This is a genomic window from Thalassobacter sp. 16PALIMAR09 (assembly GCF_000765485.1).
GTDB lineage: Bacteria > Pseudomonadota > Alphaproteobacteria > Rhodobacterales > Rhodobacteraceae > Thalassobacter > Thalassobacter stenotrophicus.
In genome coordinates this window covers 182924-195776 of sequence record NZ_JHAK01000004.1, presented here as the reverse complement: position 1 = coordinate 195776, position 12853 = coordinate 182924, and the positions used below count along the sequence as shown (strand labels likewise).

The 12853-nt window shown below is 58.9% G+C and carries 12 protein-coding genes; 5 read left to right on the top strand and 7 right to left on the bottom strand.

Annotated features, from left to right (window positions below; translation table 11 throughout):
- Nucleotides 1-34: 34 nt before the first annotated feature.
- Together bhcB and bhcA are read right to left on the bottom strand one after the other, a co-directional pair.
- Nucleotides 35-1003, bottom strand: a complete 969-nt coding sequence (gene bhcB / locus PM04_RS10525) for a beta-hydroxyaspartate dehydratase BhcB (protein ID WP_038006424.1) — start codon at nucleotides 1001-1003, stop codon at nucleotides 35-37.
- A 5-nt stretch (nucleotides 1004-1008) separates the two neighbouring features.
- On the bottom strand, nucleotides 1009-2199 hold the full coding sequence (gene bhcA, locus PM04_RS10520; RefSeq protein ID WP_038006422.1) for an L-aspartate--glyoxylate aminotransferase BhcA: 1191 nt from the start codon (nucleotides 2197-2199) through the stop codon (nucleotides 1009-1011).
- Nucleotides 2200-2377: 178 nt separating this feature from the next.
- Between bhcA and bhcR the strand changes: the two genes are divergently transcribed.
- On the top strand, nucleotides 2378-3196 hold the full coding sequence (gene bhcR, locus PM04_RS10515) for an HTH-type transcriptional regulator BhcR (protein ID WP_038006420.1): 819 nt from the start codon (nucleotides 2378-2380) through the stop codon (nucleotides 3194-3196).
- A 357-nt stretch (nucleotides 3197-3553) separates the two neighbouring features.
- Entirely contained in the window at nucleotides 3554-3883 is a 330-nt protein-coding gene (locus tag PM04_RS10510) for a TfoX/Sxy family protein (protein WP_038006418.1), read from the top strand.
- 57 nt (nucleotides 3884-3940) lie between these two features.
- Here PM04_RS10510 and ndk read toward each other — a convergent pair whose 3' ends face one another.
- Entirely contained in the window at nucleotides 3941-4363 is a 423-nt protein-coding gene (ndk, locus tag PM04_RS10505) for a nucleoside-diphosphate kinase (RefSeq protein ID WP_038006416.1), read from the bottom strand.
- A 124-nt stretch (nucleotides 4364-4487) separates the two neighbouring features.
- Here ndk and PM04_RS10500 point away from each other — a divergent pair, with 124 nt between their 5' ends.
- The 3 genes from PM04_RS10500 to PM04_RS10490 are packed head-to-tail and all read left to right on the top strand — an operon-like array spanning nucleotide 4488 to nucleotide 7580.
- A complete protein-coding gene (locus PM04_RS10500) occupies nucleotides 4488-6347 on the top strand; it encodes an ABC-F family ATP-binding cassette domain-containing protein (protein ID WP_038006670.1) in 1860 nt (619 codons plus the stop codon).
- Nucleotides 6348-6354: 7 nt separating this feature from the next.
- Nucleotides 6355-6969 carry a MarC family protein gene (locus PM04_RS10495; protein WP_038006414.1) on the top strand — a complete coding sequence of 205 codons (615 nt, stop codon included), beginning with the start codon at nucleotides 6355-6357 and terminating at the stop codon, nucleotides 6967-6969.
- Between the two features lie 23 nt (nucleotides 6970-6992).
- Nucleotides 6993-7580, top strand: a complete 588-nt coding sequence (locus PM04_RS10490) for a TIGR02281 family clan AA aspartic protease (RefSeq protein ID WP_038006412.1) — start codon at nucleotides 6993-6995, stop codon at nucleotides 7578-7580.
- On the opposite strand, the gene PM04_RS10485 is transcribed toward PM04_RS10490, so the two are convergent.
- The 4 genes from PM04_RS10485 to metZ all read right to left on the bottom strand — a co-directional run bounded on the left by PM04_RS10485 (nucleotide 7577) and on the right by metZ (nucleotide 12844).
- The gene (locus tag PM04_RS10485) at nucleotides 7577-9025 is read right to left on the bottom strand and encodes a TrkH family potassium uptake protein (RefSeq protein WP_052068293.1); all 1449 of its coding nucleotides are present in this window, start codon (nucleotides 9023-9025) and stop codon (nucleotides 7577-7579) included. The genes PM04_RS10490 and PM04_RS10485 overlap by 4 nt on opposite strands.
- A 48-nt stretch (nucleotides 9026-9073) precedes the next feature.
- Nucleotides 9074-10327, bottom strand: a complete 1254-nt coding sequence (chrA, locus tag PM04_RS10480; protein ID WP_038006408.1) for a chromate efflux transporter — start codon at nucleotides 10325-10327, stop codon at nucleotides 9074-9076.
- Between the two features lie 33 nt (nucleotides 10328-10360).
- Nucleotides 10361-11458, bottom strand: a complete 1098-nt coding sequence (folE2, locus tag PM04_RS10475) for a GTP cyclohydrolase FolE2 (RefSeq protein ID WP_038006406.1) — start codon at nucleotides 11456-11458, stop codon at nucleotides 10361-10363.
- A gap of 174 nt (nucleotides 11459-11632) precedes the next feature.
- A complete protein-coding gene (gene metZ / locus PM04_RS10465; protein ID WP_052068294.1) occupies nucleotides 11633-12844 on the bottom strand; it encodes an O-succinylhomoserine sulfhydrylase in 1212 nt (403 codons plus the stop codon).
- Between the last annotated feature and the right edge of the window lie 9 nt (nucleotides 12845-12853).

The window sequence follows — 12853 nt, the reverse complement described above, 5'->3', positions numbered from 1 at the left end:
TGGGCGGGGGCCGCACCCAGAAATCCACTGGTGCTCAGAGCATCCAGGGCAGTTTGTCCATATCCACGTTGCCACCGGTCACGATGACACCAACGCGTTTGCCCGCAAAGCGGTCTTTGTTCTTGAGGATCGTGGCCAGAGGCACGGCGCACGACGGCTCCATCACGATCTTCATCCGCTGCCACGTCAGCTTCATCGCATCGATAATTTCCTGCTCCGAGGCGGTTTGGATTTCGGTGACGTGGTTGCTCACGAAGTGCCAAGTCAGTTCCTTGAGAGGCACCTTCAGCCCATCGGCAATCGTGACCGGCGCATCGTCGGCAATAATGTGACCTGCTTTAAAGCTGCGATAGGCGTCATCGGCCTGCTCGGGCTCCGAGGCGATGATCTCGACCTCGGGAGCGATGTTCGACAAGGTCAGGCAGGTGCCTGAAATCATGCCACCACCACCGATGGGGGCCACCATCATATCAACGCCGCCTGTCTGCTCCATAAATTCGACCGAGCACGTGCCCTGCCCCGCAATCACGCGCGGATCATTGTATGGATGCACAAAGTTGCCACCCGTTGCGGCCTGCACTTCGGCGAACACGGCCTCTCTTGATGTGGTCGAGGGTTCGCATTCCGTGATGATCCCGCCGTACCCACGCACAGCGGCTTTTTTCGCCTCCGGCGCGGTGCGGGGCATCACAACGTTGCACGGGATGCCACGGCGGCCCGCCGCATAGGAAAGCGACAAGGCGTGGTTGCCGGAGGAATGCGTGCACACCCCCTTGGCCGCGTCTTCCTCGCTCAGTCCGAACACCGCATTCGTGGCACCGCGTACTTTGAACGCGCCCGCTTTTTGAAAGTTCTCACATTTAAAGAACAACTCCGCACCGACCAGCTCATTGAAATAGCTTGATGTCAGGACAGGCGTGCGATGGATGTGCGGTTTGATCCGCTCATGCGCGGCCTTCACATCATCGAACGTCGGGATCACAAGTTCTGCCAAGTCTTTCATCTGAATTACTCCGCCGCCATGGCCTGTTGGCGTGTCCCATGACGATACACACCCTGCGCCGCAGCAACGCCGCTGCCGAGCTGAATATCAAGCCCCAGATCCACCATACACATTTCAACTGTGGCCAAACCGCAAAGCGCTTGCGCCTCGGTCAACATGCCCAAATGGCCGATGCGGAACACTTTGCCCGCGACCTCGCCCATGCCGACGCCAAAGGCCATGTCGTAGACCTCGGCCGCGTGGGTGACGATTTCGCCCGCATCAAAGCCTTCGGGCGTGCGCACGGCGCTGACAGTGTCGGACTGCCATTCAGGCCGCTCGGCGCACAGCTCGAGACCCCAAGCGGCAACTGCGGCCCGAACCCCATCAGCAATGCGGCGGTGGCGGGCAAACACGTTTTCCAAGCCCTCTTCCAGCAGCATGTCACAGGCCAGTTTGAGGCCGTTCAAAAGGCCTACGGGCGGCGTGTAAGGATAGCCGTTCACGGCGTAGCCCTTTTGCATATCGCGCAGATCAAAGAACGTGCGGGGCAGTTTGGCCGTTGCCATCGCCCCCAAAGCCCGCTGGCTCACCCCAACGATCGCCAAGCCCGCTGGCAGCATAAAGCCCTTTTGCGAGCCGGTGACCGCGATATCCACGCCCCATGCGTCCATTTCAAAGTTCATGGACCCGATGGAGCTGACCCCATCTACCAACAACAACGCAGGGTGGGCGGATGCATCCATCGCCGCGCGCAGCCCCGCAATGTCGGACACAACGCCGGTCGCGGTCTCATTGTGGGTGGCGAGCACGGCTTTGATCCGGTGTTCAGTGTCTTGTGCCAAAACCTCGCCGTAGCGATCGACCGGCAGCCCCTGCCCCCAAGCGGTGTCCAACACAATCACATCCAGCCCGTGGCGTTCGCACATATCAATCCAACGGTGCGAGAACATACCGTTGCGACCCACCAGAACCGTATCACCGGGGCTGAGCGTGTTGGTCAGCGCCGTTTCCCAGCCGCCCGTCCCAGTCGATGGAAACACGAACACTTCAGCCGAAGTCGTCTTGAGCACCTTTTTCACGCCCTCAAGCGCGGGGTGCAGAATGTCAGCGAATGCCGCGGACCGGTGGTCCAGCGTGGGCATGTCGCAGGATTTACGCAGAACTTCGGGCATGTTCGTCGGGCCCGGAATGAAAACAGGGTTTTGGCTAATCATTGAAAATTCCTCCACTTCCCTTTCCGTTCTAAAGACCTGCACAGCATCGGTCTATTTTTTTGAAAAAGTATTTCATTTATGCGTGGTGGGAAATTATCATTCAATTTTAGAGGCTTGTATTTTTCAAATTGCGGTATACTTTTTCATTAAGCGAAAAATAATCATTGGACCCCATCAAATGAAGTCGAAACGCGGACGCCCCAAGGCCTTTCACGACACCACAGAGCAGAACACCATTCAGTCGCTGGACCGTGCCCTGCATGTAGTGAATTACGTCGCCCAAAGCCCGGATCGCAGCCTGACCGAGATCGCCACAGCCCTCGAGCAATCACCAGCCACGGTTTACCGCGTGCTGGTAACACTCGCGGGTCATCAGATGGTGGAAATGGACCCAGCCGAGCAGACTTGGCACATCGGCGCCGGTGCATTTCGGCTCGGATCCGCGTTTTTGCGGCGCAGTTCGCTGGTGGAACGGGCCCGTCCTGTTATGCGCCACCTGATGGAGCGCACCGGCGAGACCGCCAATATCGGAATTGAAAAAAACGGCCGCGTTCTGTTTTTGGGGCAAGTCGAAACACACGAAAGTATCCGAGCATTTTTTCCGCCGGGCACGCAGGCGCCGATGCACACATCGGGCATCGGCAAAGCAATCCTGTCGCATTTTGGACCGGAGCGCGTACACAAAATCTTTGAGAGTGAGGCAGAAACGTATTTCACAGCCCATTCCCTCGGGACATTAGACGCGCTGACAGATGACTTGGCGCTCACCCGGACGCGCGGGTTTGCCGTGGACAATGAGGAGCGGACATTGGGAATGCGCTGCATTGCAGCACCAATTTTCAATTCTGAGGGCGAAGCTATCGCCGGTTTGTCCATTTCGGGCCCAGTGGTGCGGATATCGCAGGACCGTGTGCCTGAGATCAGCCGCGCCGTCACCGAGGCCGCACACAAACTGACCGAAGCCATCGGTGGACCAGCCATACCGGTCGAATCGTAGGGCAACCAGCGGTTAAGATTAGGTAATATTCTGGGCACGCCGTGTGATTTAGCTGCTTGCTTTGGGCGCATCTCGCCCGAATATTGAGCATCCACACGGGGCAGAATGCGGTACTGTGCAATTGCAGCAAAATTCTGCAAAAATTATGCAGTCGCAGCATTGACCCACATGCACCGAGACCCAATATTGATGTTATCAAGCACGGAACAGCTTCTCCTCCTCCCTTGCCTGTTCTTGTGTCTTGCAGGACTACGCGGCTCCTTCGAACGCATATTGAGCGCTTCGTCGGAGCCGCATTTTTCCCCGCATCGCTATTTCAGCATTGGCAAATGTAAGTAACGGCCTCTAGGCTCACGCATGTCTACGCCTCTAACAAACCTGCCAAACATTGGCCCCGCAATGGCGGATATGTTTGTGAAAGCTGACATTCATGACGCCGAAACCTTGCGCGATATGGGCACTGATGCCGCCTACGGGGCACTCTTGCGCACTGGCAAGCGCCCACACTTCATACCGTTCTACGTGATTGAAATGGCGTTACAGGGCCGACCTTGGAACGATTGCAAAGGCCGCGAAAAGGAAGCCCTGCGCGTTCGTTTCGAAGCTGTGAAAGCCGCCAACCATGACACCGACCGCGCGGCCTTTGAGGCCATCATGGACGCCATCGGCGTGCTCGACCGACCCTAAAATGCAAAACGGCGCCCAAAGGCGCCGCTTTTATTCGGTTATAAAGCGTCAGGCGCCTTAGCCAACCAGCTCAAGACCTGAGAAGAAATATGCGATTTCTTCTGCGGCTGTGTCTTCGCCGTCGGACCCGTGAACCGAGTTTTCGCCGATCGACAGCGCGAACTCTTTGCGGATTGTGCCTTCGGCAGCTTCGGCTGGGTTTGTTGCGCCCATAACTTCGCGGTTTTTCGCGATAGCGTCTTCACCTTCGAGAACCTGAACAACGATCGGCTCAGAGATCATGAATTCACACAGTTCGCCAAAGAAGGGGCGCTCTTTGTGTACGCCGTAGAACGTCTGAGCTTGGGCCAGCGTCATTTGGATACGCTTGGATGCAACGACGCGCAGGCCAGCGGCCTCGAACTTGGCGACGATTGCGCCAGTCAAGTTGCGTTTGGTGGCGTCGGGTTTGATGATGCTAAAAGTGCGCTGAATGGCCATGGGTCATACTCCGGGGTTAATTGTCTCGCGCGCCTTAGCACTGGCGGACGCGGATGGAAAGCCAGATGAAATCACCTGCGCGCCTGCAATTGACAAGCCCACGCGCCCGCGTCACACCGCCCCCATGCTCCAAATCTCCGATCTTTCGTATTCTATCGCTGGCCGCCCCCTGTTTGAGGGCGCGACCGCGACCATTCCCGCTGGTCACAAAGTGGGCCTCGTTGGCAAAAACGGCGCGGGTAAAACCACGCTGTTTCGTTTGATCAGGGGGGAATTGGCGCTCGATTCTGGCGCGCTGTCATTGCCCAGCAAGGCCCGTATTGGCGGCGTCGCGCAGGAGGTCCCCTCCTCATCCACGTCGCTGATCGACACGGTGCTGGCCGCCGATACCGAGCGCGCGTCGCTCATGGCAGAGGCCGACACAGCGACCGACCCCGGCCGCATCGCAGAAGTCCAGGCACGTTTGGCCGACATCGATGCATGGTCCGCCGAGGCACGCGCCGCAACCATTCTGCGCGGTCTGGGCTTTTCGCCCAGCGACCAGTTGCGCCCTTGTTCGGATTATTCGGGCGGCTGGCGGATGCGCGTGGCCCTTGCGGGTGTTCTGTTTGCCCAGCCGGATTTGCTGCTGCTCGATGAGCCGACCAACTATCTCGACCTTGAGGGCGCGTTGTGGCTTGAGGCGTATCTGGCCAAATACCCCCACACAGTGCTGATCATTTCGCACGACCGCGGCCTGTTGAACCGCGCGGTTGGCGGCATTCTGCATTTGGAAAACAAAGAGCTTACCTATTACCAAGGCCCCTACGATCAGTTCGCGCGCCAACGTGCTGAGCGGTTGTTGATCCAAGCCGCAGAGGCCAAGAAACAAGCCCTGCGCCGTGACCACCTGCAAAGCTTTGTGGACCGGTTCAAGGCCAAGGCATCCAAAGCGAAACAAGCCCAGTCACGGGTCAAAATGCTGGAGAAAATGACCCCCATCACAGCGCCGGAAGAGGCGCGCCAGATGGTGTTCACTTTCCCCACACCCGAAGAGCTTTCCCCCCCGATTGTGCGGCTTGAAGGAGCCTCAACCGGGTATGGCGGCGTTGAGATTTTGCGCCGTATGGACCTGCGGATTGACCAAGATGACCGCATTGCCTTGCTGGGCAAGAATGGTGAAGGAAAATCCACACTTTCCAAGCTGTTATCCGACAAACTTAGCGTGATTGAAGGCAAGCGCACGGCGTCGTCAAAACTGCGGATCGGTTATTTCGCGCAGCACCAAGTGGATGAGCTGCACATCGAAGAAACCCCGCTTCAGCACATCCAACGTGTCCGCCCCGGCGAGATGCCGCCAAAGCTGCGCGCCCGGCTTGCGGGCTTTGGTCTCATGGCCGACCAAGCCGACACCGAGGTTGGCCGCCTATCTGGTGGGCAAAAGGCACGTCTGTCCTTGCTGCTGGCCACGATTGATGCCCCCCACCTGCTGATCCTCGATGAGCCGACAAACCACCTTGATATCGAAAGCCGCGAGGCGCTTGTTGAAGCGTTGACCGCGTATTCAGGCGCTGTGGTTTTGGTCAGCCACGACATGCACCTGCTCAGCCTTGTTGCGGACCGGCTGTGGCTCGTCAAAGACGGCAATGTCGCCCCTTATGAGGGCGATCTGGAAAGCTACCGCGCACTTTTGCTGCAAAAAGACACCAAGCCGCAAAAGCCCAACAAAACGGACAAGCCCAAGGCGCCCAAACCGTCGCGCGATCAGATCCTCGCGCTAAAGTCCGAGCTGCGCAAATGCGAAGAACGGGTCAGCAAGATTGGCCAGATGCAGGACAAACTTGCCAAAAAGCTTGCCGATCCCGCCTTGTATGAGGACGACAAAAAGGGTGAGCTGGAGACATGGAACAAGAAATACGCCGAAGTCATGGACGGGCTTGATCGTGCGGAGGCCATGTGGCTTGCGGCGCAAGAAAAGCTAGACGCCGCGCAGAAGCGCGCGTGACGGGGCCATGACCCAAGCCGAAGCCATCACAGCCTTTGTGGCATTGTTCGTCATCATCGACCCCATTGGGTTGGCCCCCTTGTTCATCGCGCTGACCCGTGGCGCGGCACCCCGTGCACGGTTCATCATCGGCGCCCGCGCTGTCGCAGTGGCTGCGGCCCTCTTGCTACTGTTCGGCCTCGCGGGTGAGGCGGTGCTTGATTTCCTTGGGATATCTTTGCCCGCATTTCAGATCGCAGGGGGCATTTTGCTGTTCCTCACTGCGCTCGACATGTTGTTCGACCGTCGCACCAAGCGGCGCGAGGATCAGGCGCATACGCTGGAAGAAGACCCCTCGATCTTTCCCCTCGCCATGCCGCTGATCGCAGGCCCCGGTGCGATTGCAACGGTGATCTTGTTGTCCGGTCAGGCGCAGGGTGATCCGCTTTATTTGGCGCAAGTCATGGGGGTCGCGGCCTTGGTTCTTGGCGGTGTTTTGCTGCTCTTTAGCCTTGCTAGCCCGGTGGAACGGCTTCTTGGACCCACTGGCATTAACGTGGTGACACGCCTTTTGGGCATGCTTTTGGCCGCACTTTCGGTGCAATTCGTGCTGAACGGCATCCTCGCCATTTGGCCAAACTGATCTGCGGCCCTATATGATGGGTCATGACTGGCGACGATATTGCAAACCTCATCTACCTGTCCGTTCTGATCCTTGTGATCGGCGGCTATTTCATTGCGGTCAGCCGCACGAACCTGCCTAAAATGCTGCAGCAAGGCGCCATTTGGGTGTTCATCTTTATCGGGGCCATCACGGTCGCGGGCCTTTGGAGCGAGATGGGCACAACGTCATTATCACGCCAATCCGTGATCCAAACGGATGGTAGCACGATCGTATCCGCCCCTAGGGATCGTGATGGCCACTACTACTTGTCGCTTATCATCAATGACGCGCCCATCCGCTTTGTTGTGGATACTGGTGCCACGGATTTGGTCCTGACTAAAGAAGACGCCGCACGCGTTGGGCTGGACCCCAAACAACTTGCCTATCTGAGTATTGCGAACACCGCGAATGGCCAAGTTCGTCTGGCCCGCGTGCGCCTAGACAGCGTGCAACTAGGTGATGTCACGGATCAAGACGTTCGCGCCGTTGTCAACGAAGGCGACATGCGGGAAAGCCTTTTGGGCATGACCTATTTGCAAAAATTCGGGCGCATTCAGATTGAGGGCAATCGCCTGACGCTGATCCGTTAACGCCGCCAGAATTGCAGCGTAAAGAGCGCGTAAACCACCATTAACTCAAGCCGTCCGACCAGCATACCTGCGGCCAACAGCCACTTGGCCGTGTCGTTGATGCTCGCAAAGGATCCCGCCGGGCCAATGGTATCCCCCAAGCCGGGGCCCACGTTCGCAAGGGCGGTCGCAGCGCCCGACAGCGAGGTCGTGAAATCAAGGCCCGTCATGCCCAGCAGCACCGACAGCACTCCGATGGACACCACAAACACGACAAAGAACGCCATGACCGAGGACAAGACATCCGGCCCCACACGCCGCCCGTCATAGCGGATCGCAAATATCCCATGGGGGGAGTGGATTTGCCGGATTTGCATCACGATAGCTTTGAACAGTAACTGGTAGCGAAAGACCTTGATCGAACACGCCGTCGACCCAGCGCAGCCGCCTATCAGCCCTGCAAAGAACAGGATCACCACCGCGAGGCTGCCCCACTGCATATAGTCCGCGCTTGCGTAGCCCGTCCCAGTTAGGATCGAGACCGAATTGAACAATGCAGCGCGAAACGCGGCCTCAGACAGTTGGCCTTGGTCCAGCAAACGCACCCCGACCATGACCGCGACCAACACCCCCGCGATCCCAAAGAACAAACGCACCTGACTGTCTTGCAACAACGGCTGCGCCGTACCGGCCGCCAATTGTACGAACCGCACAAACGGCAAAGCCGCCAGCGCCATGAAGACCACCGCCACATATTGTACCAACGGCCCAAACGCGCTGAATGAGGCATCTGTGTTCGCAAACCCGCCCGTGGCCACGGTGGTCATGGCATGGACGATGGCGTCAAACGGCTCCATGCCTGCGGCGGCATAGGCCAGCGCGCAGGCAGCCGTAATCCCAAGATAAATCACCGAAATAGAGCCCGCGATTTGCGTAGCCCTCGGTAGGATTTTACCAAACGTATCAAACCCTTCCGAGCGAAAGATCTGCATCCCCCCAATCTTGAGTTCGGGCAGGAACACCATCGCGACCACGATCACCCCGATGCCTCCAAACCACTGCAACATACCGCGCCACAACAGTAATCCCCGGGGCAATGCCTCAAGCCCTGTGAACACGGTGGAGCCGGTGGTAGTCAGTCCCGACATCGCCTCAAAGAAGGCATCCACGATGCGGGCCTCTGTGGCGCCCATCCAAAACGGCAGAGCCGCGAAAATCGGCAGGACGAACCAGACGCCCGTCGTCAGCAAAAAGGTTTGTTGCAGGGACAGGCGGGCGCGTTGCGCATTCGCACAAGCCAACGCCATGCCGACCCCGATCAAAAACGTCACGGTTGCGGACTCGAGGAAAACGATCCAATGGCCGTTTTCTTCCCACAGGTCGAGCATCATCGGCGCCAGCATCGCAAGGCCGAAGACAGCCAAAAGCTGGCCAATGACATATCCAACCGGGCGAACGTCTACCATGCGCGCAGCTTTGGGGCGGGGCCGCGAGGGTGTCAAGCCGAGGCTCTTCTAGCCGACGACCGCGCCCAAGGCCCAGCCCGCAGCAGCACAGGCAGGCAGCGCCCGCGCCAACCCCCACCCACGCCACATCATCAACACAGCCGCAAAGCCCGCCAACACAAGAGCAAGTGGCACGAACGCGGCCCAATCAGGCACCCACACCCGGACCAGCCCCCATTGCAGGCGTTCGCCGCCCGCAAACACCACATTCAGCGCGAACCACAACGATAGGTTCGCGATTACCCCGACAACGGCGGCTGACACACCCGCCAATGCGCCCTGTAATCGCGGCGCATGGGCGAGCCGTTCGATGTATGGCGCGCCCGCAAATATCCATAGAAAACAGGGGGCAAAGGTCGCCCATAGCGTAACCAAACCCGCCGCAAACCCCATGCCCCATGTCTGTGCACCCGCCATGATGCCCACAAACAGCGTCACAAGGATCAACGGGCCCGGTGTCGTCTCCGCAAGGCCCAAGCCATCGACCATTTGCGCCGCGCTCAGCCACCCCTGCCCCTCAACCGCGACCTGCGCCATATAGGCCAGCACCGCGTAGGCGCCGCCGAATGTGATGACGGCAAGCCAGCTGAAAAACACCGCAATCTCGGGCAGCACCGTCTGTGGAAATGCCAACGCGACAGCCCCAAGCGGCAAAAGCCAAACCGCCCCCCATGTGACGATGCGCACCGCGGTCCCCTGCCACGGGATGGCCGGGGATGCGGGTGCCGAAACGTCCGAGGGCGCGCACCAAATCGCCCCGACGCCCGCGGCTACGCCCAAAATCACAGGAAACGGCACTTGAAAGACGAACAGGGCCGCAAAGGCCCCGAACGCGAGCAGATAGGCCGCCGCGCTCTTCAACGCCTTGGCCGCAAGCCGCCGAAGCGCCAGCGCGACAATGACCAGAACTGCCGCCTTGATGCCCAAAAATGCAGCCTGCACGTCGGGCAGCGCGCCAAATGCAATGTAGATCGACGTCAACGCACCCACCACCACGGCCCCGGGCAGCACAAACAGCAGGCCCGCGATAACGCCGCCCAATGTGCCCCGCAGCCGCCATCCGGCATAGGTACACAGCTGCATCGCCTCCGGCCCCGGCAACATCATGCAAAAGCTTAAGGCGCGCAGAAACTCCGCCTCCGTCAGCCACTGTCGATCTTTGACAAGCGTGTCGTGCATCACCACAATCTGCGCCGCTGGCCCGCCGAACGACAACAGGCCAATGCGCAAAAAGGCCCGCGTAAGATCGGACATCGGGATCATGGCAGTATCAACGCAGCACGGCAAATGCGCCGATTAGCCGACGTGAAACAGCGATTGGAACAAGCGCGGGTCAAGCGAGCGGGCGGCGAACGTATCACCCTCCGTCAGGACCGAAATCGCGTCATGGCTATGCAAGCTCTCTTGGTGGCTGGCGACAACGCGGAAATCCCCGATGCGCGGATCGGCCTTCAGTTGCGCACAAAATGAGCGCGCCGCGTCTTCGACAAAAATCGGGTTGGCAGCGTTTAGTTCGGCAAAGGCCTGCTCATCCTCACGCTTGACCATCACTTGCGTTTCCGTGGGCACGCCCGCGCGACACATCTCGATCAGGTCCTCAAACCAAAGGCGGGATGGCCCTGTCACCTCAACGGACACACGCGCCACGGAACGTTGCGAATGGGGTGTTGCCAACTGACCACGGGCCTGACGTGCATGCTCCGATAGCTCAAGCGAGCATGGGCAGGTGCTGGAGTATACGTAATCGAGGTGCATGAATTTCTGGCGCACGCCACCAGTGTCCACGACCTCCATGGCGATGTCGTAATACTGATATCCCGACAGGCCGGACCGCAGGCTATCCACCTTCATCGGAAAGCTGAACCGCATCTGAATACGGGCGTCAAAGCTTTCGAGGTCCGTTTTGTAATCGCTCAACGCGGCTTCGATCACACCGAGCGAAAATCGCTCTTCGGAGCGGGCATAGAACGTGCGCATGATGCGCGACATGTTGATGCCCTTTTTCTCCGCCTCAAGACTGACGGACCCCGTGACCGACGTCTCAAGCGTCAGCTCGGCGCCTTCACGGGTGTGATAGCGGATCGGCAGGCGAAAGTTAGAGATACCAACGTGTTGGATCAGCGCCTTTTCCCCACGGATCAGGCTAGATGGCCCGTTTTGCAGGTCCGGAAGGGTGGCGCGGTACGCATCATCCACGCGGAAATCATCGGGATACGTGCGGCTCAAGGCCCTACCTGTAGCCTCAGCACCGGGCAAAAGCTGCGCAATTTTGGGATCAAGAGCGGCAATCTCAGCCTCAGACGCCGCAGCGGCCCAGCGCTGTAGCGTTGCAAGCGCCTCAGCGGCTTGATCATCATTCGGTTGGCGGTCAATTTCCGGTGCGTGGATGTTCATGCCATCCCCCCTTGTGGTTCGCGCGATCAGCAGTGCGGGCACCCCCCGCTTTTTGCGATGGTGTGATATATACGACCAAGTGTCAGAGTTGGTTTACAATTTTACGACACTTTTCCGAGAAAAACGCACCTTTGGCGGTATTCCCCATAAAAACAAGGGAACCCCGGTTGCGCTTTAAACCGCCTCTAACGCGCCCATAATATCCGCAATCAGGTCCTCAGTGCCCTCAAGCCCCACCGAAAGCCGCACCAAACCGTCTGTGATGCCCAAGTGCGTCCGCTGATCCACACTAAGCCGTTGGTGAGTCGTCGTGGCCGGGTGCGTCGCGATGGATTTCGCATCGCCCAAGTTGTTTGAGATAATCACGATCTCAAGCGCGTTCAGGAACCGGAAAGCCGCCTCTTTGCCGCCCTTGATATCGAGCGCCAGAACAGTGCCGCCCTTTTCCATCTGACGCATCGCAAGCGCGTGTTGCGGGTGGCTCGGCAGACCGGGGAACAAGACGTTTTCAAGGGCTGCATGCCCCTCAAGCGCCGATGCAATCGCCAACGCCGTGTCGGCTTGGGCATTCACCCGCAGGTCGATATGCTCCAACCCCTTGAGCATCACCCAGGCGTTGAACGGGCTCATCGCGCCGCCCGTATGTTTAAGATATGGCTCCGCCGTTTTGCGCACGAACTCTTGGGTGCCACAGATCACGCCCCCAAGGCAGCGCCCCTGTCCGTCGATGTGCTTGGTCGTGGAATACACAACCACATCGACGCCCATCGCCACCGAATCCTGAAAACAAGGCGTGGCAAAGACATTGTCCATCACGACAGTGGCATCATGGGCGTGCGCCAGATCACAGACCGCCTTGATATCAATGACTTCTAACGCGGGGTTCGAGATCGATTCAAAAAACACCACCTTCGTGTCCGGGCGGATCGCGGCCTGCCATGCGGCAAGGTCTGTCCCATCGACGAACGTCACCTCAACTCCAAAGCGGGTCAGGATTTCTTCGAGGATATACAAGCAGGACCCAAACAGCGCCTTGGCCGAGACCACATGATCCCCGGCTTTCAACAGGCTCATCATCGCGCCGTTCACCGCGGCCATGCCGCTGGCCGTAGCAAAGGCGTCTTCGGTGCCCTCCATCGCGGCGATCCGGTCCTCAAACATCGCGACGGTTGGGTTGCCGTAGCGGGCGTAGATGAACTCTTCACGCCCGCTTTTGATGAAGCGCGCCTCTGCTGCTTCAGCCGATGGATAGACGAAGCCTTGGGTCAGGAACATCGCCTCTGACACCTCGCCATATTGGCTGCGGCGGGTGCCTGCGTGCACAGCACGGGTACGCTTGGACAGCGCGCGTTTGGACCCTGCGGCGGTTTGAGGTGTGTCTTTCATGGCATCGCT